Source organism: Paraniabella hibiscisoli, assembly GCF_022512515.1.
Taxonomy (GTDB): Bacteria; Bacteroidota; Bacteroidia; order Chitinophagales; family Chitinophagaceae; genus Niabella; species Niabella hibiscisoli.
The window spans coordinates 69,511-88,465 of sequence record NZ_JAKWBK010000003.1 but is presented as its reverse complement, the minus strand read 5'-3'; the positions used below and the strand labels follow the sequence as shown (position 1 = coordinate 88,465).

Below are 18,955 nucleotides of genomic sequence, written 5' to 3'. Positions count from 1 at the left end.
TCATAAAAGGCCTTTTGATAATTGATCAAAAGCGAAACTACAAGCTCTTGCAGTTAAAGCCATATAAGTTAATGATGGGTTTTGACAAGCGGAAGATGTCATGCAACTACCATCCGTAACAAATACATTTTTTGCTGCATGTATTTGATTATGCTTGTTTAAGACAGAGGTTTTGGGGTCATTGCCCATTCTCGCCGTGCCCATTTCATGTACGGTTGAACCACCTGGTTTATTGTATTTAAAAGTATTTACTCCGTCAAATCCGGCTTCTGTCAACATCTGTCCGCAGGCATCTTTAATATCATCCATCATTTTAGCCTCATTTTCTTTAAAAGAAAAATCAATATGAACCAGCGGCTGTCCCCATTTGTCTTTTTCTGTGTCGCTTAGGTAAACCCTGTTCTCGTGGTAGGGCAAACATTCTCCCCATCCTGCCATCCAAATTGTCCAGTCGCCGGGAGTTGCAATATGATTCTTAAAGTCAGCACCAAAGGCAATATCATCGTTTTTTCGGTCGCCCCATTCCAGTCTCTCGCCATCCCCCTGTATATTATAGCCTCTTAAGAAATCAACTTTATCTGAGGCTTTGTCAAGGTTCCTGAACCTTGGTATTAAAAACCCACAGGGGCGGCGGCCTTTATAGTATTTATCCTGGAATCCCGAGTATCTGCCGGAAGCGCCGGCTGAAGAATGATGATCCATTAAGTTGTGACCTAGTTCTCCGCTGTCATTTCCCAATCCGTTGGGGAACCTGTTTGATTTAGAGTTGAGCAGGAGTGCAGTAGTTGCAATAGTGGACGCGTTTACAAAAATTATTTTAGCACTGAACTCGTATGTTTTATTAGTTATGGCATCTACAACAACTACACTCTTTGCTTTCTGGGTTTTGTCGTCATAAATGATTTCAGTTACAATAGAAAAAGGACGGAGTTCCAGGTTGCCGGTTGCCATAGCTGCAGGAATAGTAGCACTATTGCTGCTGAAGTAGGCGCTGAACGGGCATCCGCGATTACATAGATTACGGTTCATGCAAGGGCCTCTTCCGTTGAGATTCCTTGTGAGGTTGGCCACACGTGCAATTGTTAAAAGGCGTTGATCATGATTTTTTTGATGGATTGCGCCAAATGTGTTTCAATACAATTAAGCTCCATTGGGTCTAAAAAGATCCATCGGGTAGATGAGGCAGGTTTTCTTTTTGCCCGCTCACACCAATAAATCCTTCCACATAATTATACCATGGAGCAAGATCATTATATCTTATGGGCCAGTCTACACCGTGCCCATCTTTTAAATTGGCGCTAAAATCAAGATCACTCCATCGGTAACATTGCCGTCCCCATGTTAAAGATCTGCCACCTACCTGGTATCCTCTCAGCCACCAAAATGGTTTATCCTGGATATAAGGATGGTCTTTATCCTTTACAAAAAAGTGCTTACAACCTTCGTCGAAACCATTCGCCTGTACCGGGTATTCTTCAAAATCTTCTGATGTTACATTGAGGCGATTAGGGAAATCCCATGGATTCATCATCGCTGTAGGGTAATCCTGGCCATGCTTCACATCCCGGCCTCTTTCCAGAAGCAGCGTTTTCAGGCCTTTTTCACAAAGCTCTTTAGCTGCCCACCCTCCGCTAATTCCAGACCCGATAACTATGGCATCGTAATTCATATAATTATTTTTTATTTTGTTGCCCAGGATTTTTGACCTTGTATCAGTGGCATACATGCAATAAATTTTACCGGAACAGCTTCGTAAGCCAGGCCTTTTGTTGCACCCAATTCTGATGTGCAATAGCCAATGGCCGTCATATCCTTCAGAAGGCTGATAAAGCTGCGTCCGATTAACTTAGTTTTCACTTTATTTAAAATAGGATATTTCGTATAAATTTTAATATCCTTTGCCGCATTAAGCGAAGCTACTTTATCATCCACAGCACAGTTAACGAAACTTTTTTATAATGTTTCTTGCAATAGTCGTCAATAAATTGAAGCCCGTCAATAAAGATGTTCGCTTCCTTAGTAGAAATCATATGCTGCACACAATGAATAACAAATTCTTCTACCTTGGCATCTTTCGCGCCCGGTGTGTCGGTTTTGGGGATAACGGTTTCGCATGCTTCTGCAATAAGTGCCTTATGCTGTTGAAGGTATTTATAGTCAGGTTTTCTGAATATAGAGTAAGCTTTATAACTGCCAAAACCTAAAACAGAGAGGGATCCCAGCACCAGCGAACCCTTAAGAAATTTTCTTCTATTCATGTTGAGCATCTTAAATTAGAGAACCTGAAGCAGTGTGGCTTTATTTGCGCGGGTACTATAAAGTATGATACATGCGTGTATAAACTTTACCGCTTGATAACAAAAATATAGTAAGTTTACAGTTCGTAACTGTTTTAAGCAATTTTTTTGATGAAACTAAACCACTTATTGTCAAAGATAAAGAATGTTCATTTTTTGTCTTTATTGGGAACTGGGAGTATATCATTTGTTACTTTTATTTTCACGGCCATCCTTTTCAGGTCTTTATCACCCGAAGATTGCGGTGTGTGGTTTTTCTTTCAAACGATGTTGTCTTTCCTTGATACTTTTCGGCAGGGTTTTTTAAATACCGCTTTTGTAAAATTCTATGCTGGAGCATCGGCTGAGCGTGGAAGAGAACTGATTGGATCGGTTTGGATTATTGCATCTGCCATCACCCTTGGTTTTATTATAATCAACCTCCTGGCTTTATTATTTATTTCATTGATAACAGATTATAGCGTCGTTTATTTTTTAAAGTATTTCGGAATTAATCTCCTGGTAATGTTGCCCATGATCATAGGTGTATGTATTGTACAGGGTGAATTGAGATTTGACAGGCTATTATATATAAGGTTATTTCAGGTATTGTTATTGATCGGCTTTTTGGTAACGCTTAATCTTACTCATAAAATAAGTCTTACAAACCTGATGTATGCCAATATAGCTACCTCTTTTTTAACCAGTTTGCTGGTTATTGTTATGGGCTGGAGCGGTTTAACCCATTTGTTCAGGTACACTAAAAAGGCGATCAGAGAATTGTTTCATTTTGGCAAATACACTGTAGGAACGTCTATCAGTACTAATCTTTTTGGGGTAACGGATACACTAGTATTGAATTTCATGCTTGGGCCCTCTGCTATAAGTCTTCTGAATTTAGGGCGGCGCTTTATGGAAGTGGTTGAAATTCCGTTGCGAAGTTTTTGCAATTCTGCGTTGCCTAGCCTGGCTCAATATTATAATAAGGGACAAAAGACCGAAGTGATCAAACTAATGCAAACATTTATAGGCGGCACCGTTATTGGGTTAGTGCCTATTGTTTTAATAACCTCCGTAGTGGCGCCTTTCTTAATAAGCCTGGTAGGAGGTGGACAATATATTGGTACCACCGAAGGTGTCATTGCCGCTAATATTTTAAGAATATCTCTGATATTGTCGTTCATTGCACCTGTCGATCGTTTTTTGGCAATTACTTTAGATGTGATTCATAAGCCTAATATTAATTTTTACCGGATCCTCCTCTTATTGGTTGTTAATTTCGCTATAGATGTGTTGGGTGTTTATATATGGGGAAATATATATGGTGTTGTATTACTGGGTGCTGTTACTGCCATTATATCGGTTATGATATCATACAAGCAATTGCAGAAACATTATCTTCCATTTCCGCTGTTCGGTAGCATTAAAATGGGCTATAGTTTCCTCGTAAATCTTATTCGGAATAATTTATTTAAAAGTAAGAACGTTTAATCATGAATTCAGGCGAAGTTATAAGCATTGTTACCGTTTGCGATAACCAGTTCGCAGTGTTACTTGCTGCATTGCTGAAGTCGATTGAAGTGAACCATGTGGCTGACACACCCATTGATCTATATATTGTAAATGACGGGATATCGCAGCAAAATGTTGATAAACTTAAAAATGTAATTGGTTCTGATAAAATAAAAATCATCTGGAAGACATTGGAAGAGGCCATTCCCCGCCATCTAAAGCTCCCGATGGATAACACCAGTTTCCCTGCTAATACTTATGCACGTATTTGCATTCCTCATTTTATTGATCCTAAAGCTACGCGGGCCATTTATCTGGATGTGGACATGATACTGCTTAAAGACGTGGAAACTTTATGGCAATTGTCGTTAGATGGTTTTGCTGTGGGTGCAGTGCGGGATCGCTCCCAGGTAGTAAGTTCAGAGTGGGGGGAATTAAAAATTACCGACAGTTGGGGTTACCGCCGGAAAGTGGGTACTTGAACTCAGGCCTGCTTTTGATAGACCCGGTAAAATGGAGAGAAATAAATGTTGCAGAGAAAGCGTTTCAATGCAGTATTGATAATATTGAGTACATTTCTTTTGCTGATCAGTACTCCCTGAATGTTATTTTTAACCAGCAATGGAAAGAGCTGGATGCCCGCTGGAATTGCTATGCACAAAATGATACTCCCGACCCGTATTTGATTCACTTTACAGGTATGAAACCCATCTTTAAAGGCTATTCAGGCAATAGCCGTTATAAAGAACAGTTTTTCTTTTACCTCGATCAAACGCCCTGGAAAGATTTTACAGTGAAAAATGATATGTTGAGGCTGATGAAAAAACTATACAATAAAGTGACCAAAAAGCTTAAACGTATCTGATTTTTACATGTAAATAAATTTAAAAGAACTCCCGGTTCTTATAGAGTTCCTATTTTCTGATTCTCTACGAGTGCATACTTTGAAAGAAATTAGCTAACGATTTTTCTATTGTAGAAGTTAACATATAACGCAGTTTTATTCATTAAAAAATCCCATTACACTGACATGTAACGGGATTTGATATTGGGGAACTGTTTTTGTTCCGCTGAATTAATTGATCATTAAAATTATTGCTTCAGGTTGGCTCCGATTCCTGGTAGCTTAGACTCAAAACTAATCAGGTTCACAAGAACTGCCAATGGGTCCTGCGAATAGATATTGTCCTTATTTACGGTGATCCGTGTTGTAGACATGTTATTGATGATTTGAGCATCCCTGTTATTAACAACTATATTGTTATAAATTTCCAGTGTTCCGTATGTCATATAAAGATCTAATAATCTTGCTTCGAAATATTTTGGATCTTCGAAATTTAAACGACCGGCGGTATTGTTGTACACTTTAGCATTTACCGGGTAAAATACAGAGGATTGCTTCATACCCTCGGTAACCTGCAACTCAAAAGCGCCATACCTTCTGCTGCTGTAAACGATGTTATTGTAAATTTCTATAATGCCTGTCTGGTTGTCAATACTGTGAATCCACGCACGAATAGCATTTCCCTGGTGGTTGGTAACAATATTACTATAGAATTTACCAAAACCTTTCAGAAAGAAGATACCATTGTGATTATCCACCTTCGTATTTACGTTATTAATATAATTGTTATGTACGTTGTAGTTATAGCCGTTACCTACATAAACAATTGTTGAAATGGTAGGAGAATTAACACAGGTAATATTGGCCACTTCCAATCCTTTAATTACACCGTAATGAGCACTACTCTCAATACTGCCGGGTAACATAATAAACGGTCCTACATTGTCAGCATCCAGGTTTAAAAATTTTAAATTCTTAGCATAAGAGTCTGCTGCGCCTGTATACCTCAGCTTTTCAAGTCCTTCATGCATAATTACCAGGTCGGCAATATTCTTAAAATACATGTTCTGAAGGGTAAAATCATTAAGCGTACCTCGCAATGCAATTGCCCTGTAGGTATTGTTCTTAAATTGAATACCCCTGTCAATGCCAGAAGTGCCTGCGCCCGATACAATAAGGTTGTTAACATTCGAAATATCCATTGGTTTGTATCCGTCTTTAAGCTCTACCAAACCATCATTTTGAATAGTCACCGCGCGCCAGTTGAAGGAACGGATATATTTCTTATGTAAATCACTTCATAAGAGCCGGCTTTAATTTTAATTGTGTCAGCATTTTTCAGCGTGATCTTAGTACCGCTTACTGTTAAGTTATTTCCGTCAATAGTTAAACTACCGGCGCCGGAGCCTACCAGAAATGATCTTCCTTTTGCAGAAGTATCTTTAGGCGGTGTAGTGGTCGTATCTTTAGGTGGAGTAGTAGTTGTAGTGTCTTTAGGTGGAGTAGTGGTAGTCGAATCTCCACCCGTATATATGGGAGAGGATTTTGTGCACGAAGAATTAGATTGTACGAATAGGGCCGTACAAAAGCATATGCCTAAGCATTTTAGAGAACTGTAAAAGAATTGGGACATGTTGAAATTTTTATACAAATTGGGGATCTTCCTCACGCGCAGGCGCAAAGATATCATTTTGAGGGTTGAGGGCTTTCTGTTTACCAGATATTTACAAATTTTTAAAATTACAAACTATGAATTTAAGTTTTCTTCAATTATCCTGCCAACTGCGCCATTTTTTGGTGTGAGGTAAATATTTGATATTTATTTAATAAAAGGAGGTGGTTATTGTAAATTTACTAATTATGATGTGGAGCGATTTCTCTTTCAAATTTCTTTCTATGTTGGTTTTTTTTAGCAGTTGCAACGAGCCAAAATCAGCCGATATTCCTACTGTCGTTGGAAATGAATACTTTGGCAGGGTGATTGACACTACGTCTCCTATTACGATGGATAAGTTTATAGGATTAAATGCCTTTGTCGACGATCCTTCACAGTTGATAAACGCCGCCGGTTTTGTACGCGAATATCACAACTGGTTTTGGGACGAAGGGGATGGAAATCCTGGTTACAAGGGTTTTCCACAAAGCCAGATCCGGTTTGCACCTAGTTTCCCGGGATGGAGCTACGATGATTTTTATCGTAACCTTAATGATATCAAAGTAGAAGTGGCGCCTTGTATACAGGGCTCGGTTCCCTGGTTGCAGAAAAACAGCTCTTTTCAATCGGCCTATAAACCGCTAGATGCTCCGGGCCTGAGTGCTGCTAACCCGCAATCTTATCATGCAAAGGCTAATTTTATGTACCAGTTTGCTGCAAGGTATGGCCAAAATGTAGTCAATGATAGTTTTTTGCAATTAGACCCGCACCAAAAACGAGTTTCAGGATTAGGTTATGTTAAATACATAGAAGACTGGAATGAGCAGGATAGGACCTGGGAAGGCAAAAATGCTGAGTTTACCTCTGAAGAATACGCGGCGATGGCGAGCGCTGACTATGATGGCCATGGTAATACCATGAATTTACATAACAAAAAGTACGGCATCAAAAATGCCGACAGCTCAGCAAAACTGGTTATGGGTGGGCTGGCTATTTTTAATATTGATTATATTAAGAGAATGAAAAGCTGGTTTGAGCGTAACCGGCCTGACAAGATATTTGCGGCCGATGTGCTTAATTTCCACTTGTACACTTTTCCAGACGGTTCGCAATTTGGAGATAGCGGCCCCGCTTTGTCGCCGGAGGCGGGTAAATTAAAGGAGCAGTTGATACCGGTTATTAAATACCGGAACGATCATTTACCTGGAAAAGAAGTATGGGTTTCAGAGTTCGGGTGGGATACGCATCCTGATTCCCGGTTAAGTGTTCCTGAAATCGGATCAATGGATCGACAAGAAGTGCAGGGTATCTGGCTGGTAAGAGCGTATATGGCATTAGCGGCTGCAGGCGTAGACAGGGCCCAAATGTATATGCTGCGGGATGTTAATCCAGATGATAAAATGCAGTTTGCCAGTTGCGGTTTAGTAGGCCCTAAAGGTAGCTGGGCGCCTAAAAAATCCTGGTACTATGTAGCTACACTCAAAAATATGCTGACCAATATGCGTTTTGCCGGTGAGGTTGCATCAGCAGATCCTAATGTACTGGTGTATAAATTTAAGGATGTAAAAAGCTCAAAAGGCGTATATGCTGTTTGGGCGCAAACTAGTAACGATTACAGGGTTGAAAACTTTTCAATTCAGCTTTCCGGGCAGTCATCATCAGCCGAAATGGTTTCTCTTCTAACCGGCAGCACATCTGGCGAACGGCAGTTGCTGACAATTAACGGAGGGAAGGTGGCGGTAGCAGTATCGGAGCGTCCCGTCTTCATATTGGTCGACCACATCAATTAATTTTAGTCCAATCTTATTACAGTTTCCAGGCCTTAATAAACCGGTCTTTACCCTGCATGTCTTTTTTAGAAGAGTATTGTAACCCTGTTTTTCAAACAATAACCGGGTCTCTTCACCCAATCCTTCAAATATTTCTACATAAACCATTCCCTCATCTTTCAGTAATATTTTCCCTGCTTCTGCAATAGCAGTATAAAAAATAAGTGGGTCGTTATCTTCCACAAAAAGCGCCAGGTTAGGTTCGTGGTCTAAAACATTATCATGCATAAAGCCCTTTTCCTTTTGTGGAATATAAGGCGGGTTGCTTACGATAATATCGGTTTGGGGAAATGAAGACCAATTCTCTTTTTTAAGAAATCACTTTGTGTAAATGCTATTTCAGTTTTATGCTTACGAGCATTTTTTTGGCTACTTCCAGGGCCGCAGCACTGATGTCACATGAAATTACTTCAGCCTGGGGTATTTTTCGTTTCAATATAACCGGGATACAACCGCTTCCGGTTCCGATATCCAGAATGGACAGGTCTCGCTTTCCCTGGTGATCTTTTATGATCCACTCCACCAGCTCCTCTGTTTCCGGGCGCGGAATTAATACGGATTGATTCACATAAAACGGAATGTCGTAAAACCAGGCTTCATTTAAAATATATTGTATAGGCTCGGCTTTTCGCAGTCGCTGTTCCATTTCGCTCCACATTTTCATAAAGCATCCGTCGGGAGTAAATGTCGCAGCGCTATTATTTCTAAGGTTGATTCCTGTTAAATGTTCTATGGCCAGGTTAAATAGGTTGCTAGCTTCATCAGAGGGATAAACACTCTTTAAGTTTTCAACAAAACCTGCTTTTAATTTTTGTAACGACATATTACAAACTTATAAAATTTACCGGAGGCGCTTTCATTTCATGCAAATAGAATGAGTGGCTGTTAATTCAGTTACATTTGCAGAAATGTACGAGCAGGCACATGAGGTTTATATGCAGCGTTGTCTGCAATTGGCAAAATTAGCCGCAGGCAAGGTAGCGCCTAACCCAATGGTGGGTGCCGTGCTGGTGTTTAATGGGCAAATAATAGCTGAGGGCTATCACCAACAATACGGAGGTCCACATGCTGAAGTGCATTGTATAAAAGAAGCCCTGCAAAATCATCCTGGTAAAATTTCAGCTTCAACATTATATGTTTCACTGGAACCCTGTGCTCATTTTGGTAAAACACCGCCTTGCGCTGATTTGATTATTCAGTATAAAATTCCCAAAGTAGTCATAGCTTGCCGCGATAGCTTTGAAAAAGTAGATGGGAAGGGTATTGATAAGCTCAAGGCCGTCGGTATAGAAGTAACGGTTGGTATTTTAGAAAAAGAAGCCATTGCCTTAAATAAAGCTTTTTCAATTTTCACCAGCTAAAACGGCCCTATATCATTTTAAAGTGGGCTCAAACGGCAAATGGCTATCTTTCTGAGGCTGGCAAAGACAGGTTGATGATCAGTAACGAGTATACCAATCGACTGGTGCACCGTTGGAGGAGTGAGAATGCTGCTATCATGGTAGGTGCCAATACCGCTATAAGCGATGATCCGCTTTTGGATAACCGGAACTGGATGGGACCTGCTCCTAAAAAATATTATTTGACCCCAATTTAAAAGTGCCTTCCACGGCCCGTCTTTTTAATACGGCAGATGTGGTCGTTGTTTTGAATACAGTCAAAGACGCTGTATCAGGTAATCTTATTTATTTAAAGATGAATAAGAACAATATGATACCAGACGCAATGGATCAGCTTCAGTTGCTAAACATACAAAGCGTATTAGTAGAAGGAGGTGCTTTCCTGCACCAATCATTTATAAAGGCTGGTATATGGGATGAAGCCCATGTGATCACCAATAAAGAACTTTTTGTGAGTGACGGCGTGGTAGCGCCCTCACTTTCAGAACAGGTAAAGCTGAAAGAAATAACACTACAAAACGACCGAATCGTCTATTTCAAAAACCAAAACAACTCATTTATTCATGCAGGTACCGCATTATTTTAACACCATCGATACAACCGGTACTGCTGAATTTAAAGACAAGGGGAGTCGTTTTATTGCAGTTGCTTACCCGGTTAAAACCATTGCCGATTGTAAGCAGAAGCTGCTGGATGTTAAAAAGGAATATCCTAAAGCCAGTCACTATTGTTTTGCTTACCGACTGGGGCTTGATAACAATCAATACAGGGTCAGCGATGACGGGGAGCCTTCAGGTTCTGCCGGGCGACCCATTTTAGGACAGATAGATAGTCGAGGCGTTACAGACGTACTGATTGTGGTGGTACGTTACTTTGGTGGCACCTTATTGGGGGTGCCGGGCCTGATCAACGCCTATAAGTCTGCCGCGGTTATGGCATTGCAGGTTACGCCGTTGATAAGAAAACCGGTTTTAGTTCCCCATCACCTGCAATTTGATTACACGCAGATGAATGATGTGATGACCACCATTAAACAATTCGACTGTGAAGTATTAAAGCAAGAGCTACAGCTTTTCTGTATCATGGATATCGCTATTCCTCAGTACCGCCTGGCTGAAACGCTAATGAAGCTGGGAGATATTCGGGATATTTCCATACAGCCCTTACAAAAATAACTCAGGGTGCTGCTAAAATAGCAGACGGATTTCCGCTTTCCTGCACTTTAGTCATATTTAATATACTGAATATGACATCATTACATTAAATACCGGCTTGGATTTTGATTTGATAATCAGAGTGTGTCCTTGATAATTCAACTTCAGCGTGATTGTTGCTGTGAGGTATCTGGGCATCAACTTTTAATTAAGAAACTTTAATTATGAATCTGGGAAATTTTACGATAAAAGCAGCTGAGGCTTTTCAACAAGCTCAGCAACTTGCATTTAATGCACAAAATCCTAATATAGAAACCGAGCATATTTTAAAAGCATTGCTGGAGCAGGAAGACTCTCCGGTAGATTATCTTTTAAAGAAAAATAATGTAACCATCAACCTGTTAGATAATAAGCTCAACGAATTGATAGCCAGGTTACCTAAATCATCTGGTGAGCCGGCGCAACAAATTAGCCGCGATGCGAATAATGTGGTATTACGCGCAGGCGCTGCTTTAAAACAGTTTAATGATGAGTTTATTACCCCGAACATTTGCTATTGGCAATTGTGGAGGGTAGTGATGCCGCAGGGAAATTATTGAAAGATGCAGGTCTTACTGCCAAAGGATTGGTTACGGCTGTTAAAGAGTTAAGGCAGGGGTCTACAGTATCTTCTCAAACCCAGTCGCAGGAGTTTAATGCGCTGAATAAGTATGCCAAGAACTTAAACGAACTGGCCCGGCAAGGTAAGCTAGACCCTGTAATTGGAAGGGATGAAGAAATTCGTCGGACACTTCATATTTTAAGCCGAAGAACTAAAAATAACCCTATCCTGGTGGGTGAGCCTGGTGTGGGTAAAACAGCCATAGCCGAAGGTATTGCGCACCGTATTGTGAACGGGGATGTGCCCGAGAACCTGAAAACGAAGATCATTTATGCCCTGGATATGGGCTTACTGATTGCCGGTGCTAAATATAAAGGGGAATTTGAAGAGCGTTTAAAAGGTGTGGTAAAAGAGGTGAGCGGAAGCGATGGAGAAATTATTCTGTTCATAGATGAAATTCATACCCTGGTGGGCGCCGGAGGTGGTGATGGTGCTATGGATGCCGCAAATATCCTGAAGCCGGCCCTGGCCCGTGGGGAGTTAAGGGCAGTAGGAGCTACCACCTTAAATGAGTATCAGAAGTTTTTGAAAAGGATAAAGCTTTGGAACGTCGTTTTCAAAAAGTAATGGTGGACGAGCCTTCGGTTGAAGATGCCATATCTATTTTACGGGGATTGAAAGACAGATATGAAACACACCACCATGTACGTATAAAAGATGATGCAATTATAGCAGCTGTGGAGTTGTCCAGCAGGTATATTACCGATCGTTTTTTACCCGACAAAGCTATTGATCTGATTGACGAAAGCGCTGCTAAGCTTAGATTGGAGATGAACTCTATGCCCGAAGAGTTGGATAAATTGGATCGGCAGATCCGCCAGCTGGAGATTGAGCGGGAAGCTATTAAACGGGAGAGTGATGAGGAGAAGCTCAAACAGTTAAACACCGAGATTGCAAACCTTTCCGTAGAAAGGGATACTTTAAAAGCTAAGTGGTCAGAAGAAAAAGAACTGGTAGAGCAGATCCAGAACGCGAAAGCGGGTATCGAGAGTTTAAAAGTAGAGGCAGAGCAGGCGGAGCGTAACGGAGACTATGGCAAGGTTGCTGAAATCCGCTATGGTAAAATAAAGGAAGAAGAAGAGCGTATTACCAAGCTTACAAAGGAATTGCAGGAAGACAGTGAGAAGCGGTTATTAAAAGAAGAGGTAGATGCGGAAGATATTGCCGAAAGTGTAGCCAAATCAACAGGTATACCAGTGAGTAAGATGATGCAGAGCGATAAAGAAAAGCTCCTGCAACTCGAAACGCACCTGCATGAAAGAGTAGTGGGGCAAGAGGAAGCCATTACAGCAGTAGCGGATGCTATCAGGCGTAGCCGGGCTGGGTTGAGCGATCCTAAAAAGCCTATTGGTTCTTTTATTTTCCTGGGAACAACAGGTGTGGGTAAAACCGAACTGGCCAAAGCATTGGCTGAGTACCTGTTTGATGACGAGGGAATGATGACCCGTATAGATATGAGCGAATACCAGGAAAAGCATACCGTGAGCCGGTTGGTGGGTGCGCCTCCCGGCTATGTAGGGTACGACGAAGGCGGCCAGCTTACGGAGGCGGTACGTCGCAAGCCTTATAGTGTGGTGCTGCTCGATGAAATAGAAAAAGCGCATCCTGATGTGTGGAATGTGTTGTTACAGGTGCTGGATGACGGAAGGTTGACAGATAATAAAGGCCGGGTGGTTAACTTTAAGAACACCATTATTATAATGACCAGCAATATAGGCAGTCACCTAATACAAGAGGCTTTTGAAGACGTTTCAGAGAAAACCCTGGATGAAGCTACGGAAAAGGCAAAGGTGCAGGTGATGAGTTTGTTGAGGGAAACAGTAAGGCCTGAGTTTCTGAACCGGGTAGATGAGATCATTATGTTCCAGCCTTTGATGAAGAAAGACATTGTGGGCATTATTAAGATACAGCTGGATGGTTTAAAAAGGCAGGTGCTGCAAAACAGCGGCTTGCAATTGCATTTTAGTGATTATGCGCTCGATTTTTTAGCTGAGCAGGGATTTGACCCGCAGTTTGGTGCCCGTCCTTTAAAAAGATTGATACAAAAAGAAATTGTGAACCAGTTAAGTAAGCGGATACTGGCGGGCGATGTGGATCGAAATATACCTGTTTTGATAGATGTATTTGACAACACAGTTGTATTCAGAAACGAAACGCACGAGAACAAAACAGTTTAATAATAGTTGGAAGCCCGTTGTTAAATAACTTCGGGCTTTCACTATTAAATAAGCGCAGCGGTTTGGAAGCCGCTTTTGTTATTTTATAGGCTTTTTTGCGATATTTTGAAGAAAAAATTTGTTAGATCAAAAAAAAAAATTATCTTCAACCGCTTTTTAAAATAGCGTAAATTTTCAGTACAAAAAAGGAAGATACCTGGCCAAAATAAAATTTATATTTTATGAGTTTAAAGAAAGATGATGAACCGATAATAGAACCTAAAGATATTTTTGTGGGCAAGAAAGATGCTCCGGTTATCTTGATGGAATTTGGTGAATACGAAAGCGAAGATTGTGCTAAAGCAAATGAAATTGTTAAGCAGATCCTTACTGATTATGATGGTCAGGTTAAGTTTAATTTCCGTCACTTTCCGCAAACAAGAATTCACCAGCGTAACTTGAAAGCTGCTGAAGCGGCCATTGCTGCGGCGCAGGAAGATAAATTCTGGGAAATGCATAATGTGCTTTTCCAAAACCGTAGAAACCTGGGTACAACCAGTTTGAAATTACACTCAAAAGATGCAGGCGTAAAAAACAAGAATTTCCTGGAAGAGCTGGTGAATGGCACGTACGGCTGGCAGGTGCAGGATGACCTGAAAGAAGGGCTTGACAGAGGCGTTAAAGAAGTACCTACTTTTTTGTAAATAATGAAATGATAAAAGGCAAACCAACTTATGCTTCTTTAAGCACAGCTATCGATGCTGCGTTAAAAAATGGTAAAAAGCCTGCAGCTTCCAAAGCGAAAGCAGCGCCTAAAAAAGATGCTGCTCCGGCGGCAAAAACAAAGAAGTAGACAAGCATGCGGAAGTACTTATATAGTATATTTTATAAGTGTCTGTTTCAGTAGTCTTTACATACTGTCTTATTTATTATATTTTGTCTGAAACCCTTTACTGTAAAGGGTTTCAGACGTTTTAGGCCATGTGTTAATAATAGCGCCATAAGCTAAAGTTATGTAAACAGGCAATTTTTAAGTAAGATCTTTTTTACAATTATTTTGTTTAATTGTTGAATAATTTCGAAAGTGTCAGGCCTGCCAATTTGAATTTGTGTAGCAGCGAAAAAAATGTCTGGGATTATTTTTTTATGTTGAATAAATGTGGATATTCGCCGTCCGTCTTAAAATTTTTTGTTGTATAGGAGAGGTGAAAATGATGATGTTTTTTGATGATTTTTCAAATTGTAGCACCCCCAATAAATTCGCTGTTTCAATGGAGAAAAATGCCGACAAAGTTTGGTCTAATTGTTTAAAGATTATAAAAGATATAGTAGAATGGCAGCATTACAAAACATGGTTCGAACCTATTAAGGCAATTTCTTTAAAAAGCAATGTATTAGTAATACAGGTACCCAGTCAATTCTTTTTTGAGTACCTTGAAGAGCATTATGTAAATTTATTGGCGAAGACGCTAAAACGTGAGTTAGGCAAAGAAGCTCGGTTAGAATACAGGATAATGGTGGATAGCGGTAACAGTAAGAACAAACCGCTTACAATGGATGTACCGGGCACGGGTTACAAAACATATTCTAATAACGAAATGGATTTCCCGCTCGTGGTTAATAACTCTGTAAAAAATCCCTTTGTCATTCCCGGCATTAAAAAGATGCAGATTGATCCGCAGTTGAATGTGAATTACACGTTCGATGCTTATGTGGAAGGGGATAGTAACAGGGTAGCGCGAAGAGCAGGTAAAACAGTTGCTGATAAGCCGGGAGCGAATTCTTTTAATCCACTGGTAGTATATGGCGGAGTTGGTTTAGGTAAAACGCATTTGGTTCAGGCAATCGGTAACGAGGTAAAGCGTTTGCATCCTAATAAGATCGTATTATATGTAAGCTCCGAGAAGTTTATTAACCAGTTTATGGACCATAGCCGTAACGGGGCTATTAACGATTTTATACATTTTTATCAATTGATAGATGTATTAATTGTAGATGACGTACAATTTTTTAGCAAAGCCGAAAAATCCCAGGATGCCTTTTTCGCCATATTCAATCATTTACATCAGTCGGGCAAACAGCTCATCCTTACATCTGATAAGTCACCTAAAGACTTAGATGGCGTACAGGAACGTTTATTAAGCCGCTTCAGGTGGGGGCTAAGCGCCGATCTGCAGATACCGGATTATGAAACCCGTATCGAGATACTGGAAAGGAAGATGAAGGCAGATGGTTTGGATATGCCTAAAGAGGTGGTGAAGTATATCGCTTACAATATCAACAGTAATGTAAGAGAGTTGGAAGGCGCACTTATCTCTTTATTAGCGCAATCTTCTTTGAATCGCCGCGATATCGACCTGGAGCTGGCTAAAAAAGTATTGCGTAATTTCATCAAATCATCCAGCAAAGAAATTACGATCGATACCATTCAAAAAATGGTTTGCGATTATTTCGATGTGGCTTATGATAAGCTGTTGCAAAAAACCCGCAAACGCGAAATTGTACAAGCCCGCCAGATAACGATGTACCTGGCGAAAGCCTTTACAAAAAATAGCTTAAAGACCATTGGCGAGCATTTTGGCGGACGTGATCATACTACCGTGATTCACTCTTGCCAGACGGTTAAAGACCTGATGGATACCGATGCATTGTTCCGTGAGAACGTGCTGGAGTTGCATCAGAAAGTACAATTAGCTGCGATGTAAAAACGCTCAAAAAAACATTTTAAAAGAGCGCATAATCTTGAAAGTTTTCCCTTATATTTGCATCCCTTTTGGTGAGGTGGATGAGTGGCTGAAATCAGTAGTTTGCTAAACTGCCGTACGGGTTAAACTGTACCGCGGGTTCGAATCCCGCCCTCACCGCTGAAAAATAGAAAGTCTGAAGATGTAGTTTCTTCAGACTTTTTTATTCAGTAAATAGAGGGGTTCGCGATTGTATATACTCCTATTCTTTACATGAGTTATGGGGCAGGTAATGAGTACATGCATTACATATAATTCTGAAAATCATGACTGCATTAAGGTTTGTAATACTGCTATTTTCGGTAGGGCTTTTGATGTCAGCGAAGTGCAAAAAGGAAGTTGTAGTAGGACGTCAATATTTTCGTATTGTAAATAACTCTGGTAAAGACATAATGGTTGTCCCTTAGGAAAGTCATTTTATGATAATACCTGTGCGCTTTATGGGTTCTGTGTCGAAACAGTGCGTGCATACTCTTCTGATAGTTGTTATCAGAAGTTTGGATGGGGGAGTGTAATGGGTGATTATATGGATTTCAGCGTTGTTGATCTCACTTATGAGCATATGGAACTTGGAAAGTCTTTTCCTTGTGATTCGCTAATGTTTAAAAGTAAGATATTAAAGACTTATAGATACAATTCCGATAGCCTGATAAAGTATAACTATACCATTACTTATCCATAACGCCACCCTTCTGATCCTTATAATGAAGTATAAGAATTTCTTTCTGAATATAGTGTTGTCTGTTGTAACAGGTCGTAGTAAAGCACCCATCGCAGACTTTTTCTGGGAGTCATAACAGCCCAAAGCCGGCCAGCCCGTATAGTTTAAAAATTGACTGTTAATGCGAAAAAATACTGGAATTTTGACGATATGTTCATGGGCTCCGGTGCGAACCCCTCGCATAATAGCAAAGCTGGAAGCTATATTGTAGATTTAATAGCAGAGAAAGGAGTATTATCTGATAAAAAGATCACAATAAAAGTGATAGATTAATGTATGTTGATATAATGGTCAATGATGTGAGCTGACAAACCCTAAAAATAGAAATATCCATAAATTTCAGATCAGGGTCCGCGCAAAAGGAGTAAGATTTGGTGCATTAAAAAAGCTCACAAAATTGTGAGCTTTTTTCTTTTTTCGTCGGGAAGACAGGATTCGAACCTGCGACCCCCTGGTCCCAAACCAGGTGCGCTACCGGCCTGCGCTACTTCCCGGATCCGCAGCCATTGTGCGAATGGGTTGCAAATGTAAAGGATTATTTTAAATAATCAAAAAGATGAACAAAAATTATTGAATAATTTCTTGCCGGGCCGATAAAGCCGGCTCTTTTTCTAACAACCGTTGTAATAATATGCTTTGATTGGTAGCTCTTACCAGGTTATGTTTGGGATAACGGGCGCCGTAATACACATCATCACTTATATAGTCGGTAATAAAACGCAATGCCTGCATATAAATCATAAACTTACCGGCATAAAAAAGTATTGCTTTTCGGTAGCGGTGAGCTCCACATCCATGAAACTCTTGTATCCGTTTACTATGGCAAAATAAAAGTCTTCCCGGATCTCTATTTTACTGAAATCTTTCTCTTCTTCGCTTACCGGGCATAAATAGGTTCGCATCATATCGCCAACATCGCTGATAAAATAGCCGGGCATTACTGTATCCAAATCAATTACGCAAAGCCCCTTGTTGTCCTTATCAAATAAAACATTACTGATCTTGGTGTCGTGGTGGGTTACTCTTTGGCGGAAAGCACTATTTTGTAATATACGATCGTATTCACTTACAATATCTGCATGTCCCTTCAATTGCTGTACCAGGCCGGTTACTTCAATGATCCTGTCACTATTGCCATGCTCAAGCGCTTCCAGGAACTGTCGGTAACGCAATCCGAGATCATGAAAAGAGGGGAGCGTAATATTAAGGGAATTAATATTCATACCTGACAATACCCGGGTGAAACGGCCAAATTGAGCGGCTGCTTCAAAAGCCTGTTGAGGTGTCTGTACTACATCTATCGTGTTGCTGTCTTTTACAAACGGGAACATACGGTAGTAATTTCCTTCCACACAAACCATCGTTTCCCCTTCCGAGCTTCTGCAGGGCGACGTAAAAAATACGCATCATCTGTTTTTGCCAGATAAGCTCTTATTTTTTCTATATTTTCAGCAATAAGAAACGGGTTGGTAAACACAGCTTTATTAACACGCTGGAGAATGTACTTCTGGTCCTCCTTTTTTACAAGGCAGGTGTCATTGATTAGTCCGTTCCCAAAGCGTTCGATGGTATAGCTATCTTTATTAAACCCATAGCTGGCAAGCACACTATGCATGATATCCATATCTCCGGTTACATTTCAGATAAAGATAACCTATACAGGAATAGTAAAATTGCGCAAACGATTGTATAAGTTTTCTGTCAACTATATACAAGGGAAACAGGCACTTCCACCTGTTCGAAAGGAGGTAGAGGGGCATCTCCTGATTGCTTTTTATTCAAAATATCGATCAGCATGTTCATGGCTGTCTGGCCCTGCTGGTAGGGAAACTGATCCAGGGAAACAACCGGAGGGTAGGCCGCATGCTTGTTGGCAGAGATATTTGCATAGCTGGCGAAAAGAATATCCTCGTTGATGTTTACTCCTTTCTGAAGGGCAAATTTCACGGCATCCAGGTGCACGTAGTCATTAAAACTGATGATGGCATCGGGCGGCCTTTTCAA

Annotated in this window: 24 protein-coding genes, 2 tRNA genes and 1 pseudogene; 17 read left to right on the top strand and 10 right to left on the bottom strand. The window is 40.5% G+C overall.

Annotated features, from left to right (window positions below; translation table 11 throughout):
* From MKP07_RS41625 to MKP07_RS43250, 3 genes and pseudogenes are all read right to left on the bottom strand, one after another.
* A complete protein-coding gene (locus tag MKP07_RS41625) occupies window positions 1–1,071 on the bottom strand; it encodes a GMC family oxidoreductase (protein WP_317236183.1) in 1,071 nt (356 codons plus the stop codon).
* 85 nt (window positions 1,072–1,156) lie between these two features.
* The gene (locus MKP07_RS41620) at window positions 1,157–1,669 is read right to left on the bottom strand and encodes a GMC family oxidoreductase (protein ID WP_317236182.1); all 513 of its coding nucleotides are present in this window, start codon (window positions 1,667–1,669) and stop codon (window positions 1,157–1,159) included.
* An 11-nt stretch (window positions 1,670–1,680) separates the two neighbouring features.
* A pseudogene (locus MKP07_RS43250) lies at window positions 1,681–2,258 on the bottom strand (gluconate 2-dehydrogenase subunit 3 family protein).
* A 168-nt stretch (window positions 2,259–2,426) separates the two neighbouring features.
* Between MKP07_RS43250 and MKP07_RS31490 the strand changes: the two are divergent.
* Genes MKP07_RS31490 through MKP07_RS40190 form a run of 3 tightly spaced genes read left to right on the top strand, consistent with a single transcriptional unit; the run spans window position 2,427 to window position 4,653 of the window.
* Window positions 2,427–3,767 (top strand): lipopolysaccharide biosynthesis protein, encoded by a 1,341-nt coding sequence (locus MKP07_RS31490; RefSeq protein ID WP_240852059.1) that lies wholly within the window; start codon window positions 2,427–2,429, stop codon window positions 3,765–3,767.
* A gap of 2 nt (window positions 3,768–3,769) precedes the next feature.
* Window positions 3,770–4,270 carry a glycosyltransferase family 8 protein gene (locus tag MKP07_RS40195; RefSeq protein ID WP_262920080.1) on the top strand — a complete coding sequence of 167 codons (501 nt, stop codon included), beginning with the start codon at window positions 3,770–3,772 and terminating at the stop codon, window positions 4,268–4,270.
* Window positions 4,267–4,653: a glycosyltransferase family 8 protein gene (locus MKP07_RS40190; protein WP_262920079.1), complete on the top strand. Its 387-nt coding sequence runs from the start codon at window positions 4,267–4,269 to the stop codon at window positions 4,651–4,653. Before MKP07_RS40195 ends, MKP07_RS40190 begins: the two co-directional genes overlap by 4 nt.
* Window positions 4,654–4,880: 227 nt before the next feature.
* On the opposite strand, the gene MKP07_RS31480 is transcribed toward MKP07_RS40190, so the two are convergent.
* Window positions 4,881–5,885 (bottom strand): hypothetical protein, encoded by a 1,005-nt coding sequence (locus MKP07_RS31480; RefSeq protein WP_240852058.1) that lies wholly within the window; start codon window positions 5,883–5,885, stop codon window positions 4,881–4,883.
* A 90-nt stretch (window positions 5,886–5,975) separates the two neighbouring features.
* Between MKP07_RS31480 and MKP07_RS31475 the strand changes: the two genes are divergently transcribed.
* Both MKP07_RS31475 and MKP07_RS31470 read left to right on the top strand, forming a co-directional pair.
* Window positions 5,976–6,251 (top strand): hypothetical protein, encoded by a 276-nt coding sequence (locus MKP07_RS31475; protein ID WP_240852057.1) that lies wholly within the window; start codon window positions 5,976–5,978, stop codon window positions 6,249–6,251.
* 277 nt (window positions 6,252–6,528) lie between these two features.
* Complete coding sequence (locus tag MKP07_RS31470) at window positions 6,529–8,076, top strand: hypothetical protein (RefSeq protein ID WP_240852056.1); 1,548 nt, start codon at window positions 6,529–6,531, stop codon at window positions 8,074–8,076.
* A gap of 373 nt (window positions 8,077–8,449) precedes the next feature.
* Here the strand turns inward: MKP07_RS31470 and MKP07_RS31465 are convergent, their stop codons facing one another.
* Complete coding sequence (locus tag MKP07_RS31465) at window positions 8,450–8,938, bottom strand: N5-glutamine methyltransferase family protein (protein ID WP_240852055.1); 489 nt, start codon at window positions 8,936–8,938, stop codon at window positions 8,450–8,452.
* A 55-nt stretch (window positions 8,939–8,993) separates the two neighbouring features.
* Here MKP07_RS31465 and ribD point away from each other — a divergent pair, with 55 nt between their 5' ends.
* From ribD to MKP07_RS31405, 12 genes are all read left to right on the top strand, one after another.
* On the top strand, window positions 8,994–9,476 hold the full coding sequence (ribD, locus tag MKP07_RS31460; RefSeq protein ID WP_240852054.1) for a bifunctional diaminohydroxyphosphoribosylaminopyrimidine deaminase/5-amino-6-(5-phosphoribosylamino)uracil reductase RibD: 483 nt from the start codon (window positions 8,994–8,996) through the stop codon (window positions 9,474–9,476).
* An 11-nt stretch (window positions 9,477–9,487) separates the two neighbouring features.
* Window positions 9,488–9,712, top strand: a complete 225-nt coding sequence (locus MKP07_RS40185) for a RibD family protein (RefSeq protein WP_317236220.1) — start codon at window positions 9,488–9,490, stop codon at window positions 9,710–9,712.
* A gap of 2 nt (window positions 9,713–9,714) precedes the next feature.
* Window positions 9,715–10,101: a dihydrofolate reductase family protein gene (locus MKP07_RS40180; protein WP_317236181.1), complete on the top strand. Its 387-nt coding sequence runs from the start codon at window positions 9,715–9,717 to the stop codon at window positions 10,099–10,101.
* Complete coding sequence (locus MKP07_RS31450; protein ID WP_240852053.1) at window positions 10,079–10,690, top strand: IMPACT family protein; 612 nt, start codon at window positions 10,079–10,081, stop codon at window positions 10,688–10,690. Before MKP07_RS40180 ends, MKP07_RS31450 begins: the two co-directional genes overlap by 23 nt.
* A 203-nt stretch (window positions 10,691–10,893) precedes the next feature.
* Window positions 10,894–11,268: a Clp protease N-terminal domain-containing protein gene (locus tag MKP07_RS43905; RefSeq protein ID WP_317236180.1), complete on the top strand. Its 375-nt coding sequence runs from the start codon at window positions 10,894–10,896 to the stop codon at window positions 11,266–11,268.
* Entirely contained in the window at window positions 11,220–11,897 is a 678-nt protein-coding gene (locus MKP07_RS43900; protein WP_317236179.1) for an AAA family ATPase, read from the top strand. Before MKP07_RS43905 ends, MKP07_RS43900 begins: the two co-directional genes overlap by 49 nt.
* The gene (locus tag MKP07_RS43895) at window positions 11,873–13,507 is read left to right on the top strand and encodes an AAA family ATPase (protein WP_317236178.1); all 1,635 of its coding nucleotides are present in this window, start codon (window positions 11,873–11,875) and stop codon (window positions 13,505–13,507) included. The genes MKP07_RS43900 and MKP07_RS43895 overlap by 25 nt, the downstream gene beginning before the upstream one ends.
* A 221-nt stretch (window positions 13,508–13,728) precedes the next feature.
* Complete coding sequence (locus tag MKP07_RS31425) at window positions 13,729–14,190, top strand: DsbA family protein (RefSeq protein WP_240852052.1); 462 nt, start codon at window positions 13,729–13,731, stop codon at window positions 14,188–14,190.
* Between the two features lie 8 nt (window positions 14,191–14,198).
* Window positions 14,199–14,339, top strand: coding sequence for a hypothetical protein (locus tag MKP07_RS31420; RefSeq protein ID WP_240852051.1), 141 nt, complete (start codon window positions 14,199–14,201; stop codon window positions 14,337–14,339).
* A 418-nt stretch (window positions 14,340–14,757) separates the two neighbouring features.
* The gene (dnaA, locus tag MKP07_RS31415; RefSeq protein ID WP_240852050.1) at window positions 14,758–16,191 is read left to right on the top strand and encodes a chromosomal replication initiator protein DnaA; all 1,434 of its coding nucleotides are present in this window, start codon (window positions 14,758–14,760) and stop codon (window positions 16,189–16,191) included.
* Window positions 16,192–16,261: 70 nt separating this feature from the next.
* A tRNA-Ser gene (locus MKP07_RS31410) sits at window positions 16,262–16,350 on the top strand.
* 712 nt (window positions 16,351–17,062) lie between these two features.
* Window positions 17,063–17,224: a hypothetical protein gene (locus MKP07_RS31405; RefSeq protein ID WP_240852049.1), complete on the top strand. Its 162-nt coding sequence runs from the start codon at window positions 17,063–17,065 to the stop codon at window positions 17,222–17,224.
* Window positions 17,225–17,371: 147 nt separating this feature from the next.
* On the opposite strand, the gene MKP07_RS31400 is transcribed toward MKP07_RS31405, so the two are convergent.
* The 5 genes from MKP07_RS31400 to MKP07_RS40175 all read right to left on the bottom strand — a co-directional run bounded on the left by MKP07_RS31400 (window position 17,372) and on the right by MKP07_RS40175 (window position 18,955).
* A tRNA-Pro gene (locus MKP07_RS31400) sits at window positions 17,372–17,445 on the bottom strand.
* A 73-nt stretch (window positions 17,446–17,518) separates the two neighbouring features.
* Complete coding sequence (locus MKP07_RS31395) at window positions 17,519–17,692, bottom strand: hypothetical protein (RefSeq protein WP_240852048.1); 174 nt, start codon at window positions 17,690–17,692, stop codon at window positions 17,519–17,521.
* Window positions 17,689–18,303 (bottom strand): phosphotransferase enzyme family protein, encoded by a 615-nt coding sequence (locus MKP07_RS31390; protein ID WP_240852047.1) that lies wholly within the window; start codon window positions 18,301–18,303, stop codon window positions 17,689–17,691. The genes MKP07_RS31395 and MKP07_RS31390 overlap by 4 nt, the downstream gene beginning before the upstream one ends.
* On the bottom strand, window positions 18,267–18,575 hold the full coding sequence (locus MKP07_RS31385) for a hypothetical protein (protein ID WP_240852046.1): 309 nt from the start codon (window positions 18,573–18,575) through the stop codon (window positions 18,267–18,269). Before MKP07_RS31385 ends, MKP07_RS31390 begins: the two co-directional genes overlap by 37 nt.
* Before the next feature lie 77 nt (window positions 18,576–18,652).
* Window positions 18,653–18,955 (bottom strand): substrate-binding domain-containing protein, encoded by a 303-nt coding sequence (locus tag MKP07_RS40175; protein ID WP_262920078.1) that lies wholly within the window; start codon window positions 18,953–18,955, stop codon window positions 18,653–18,655.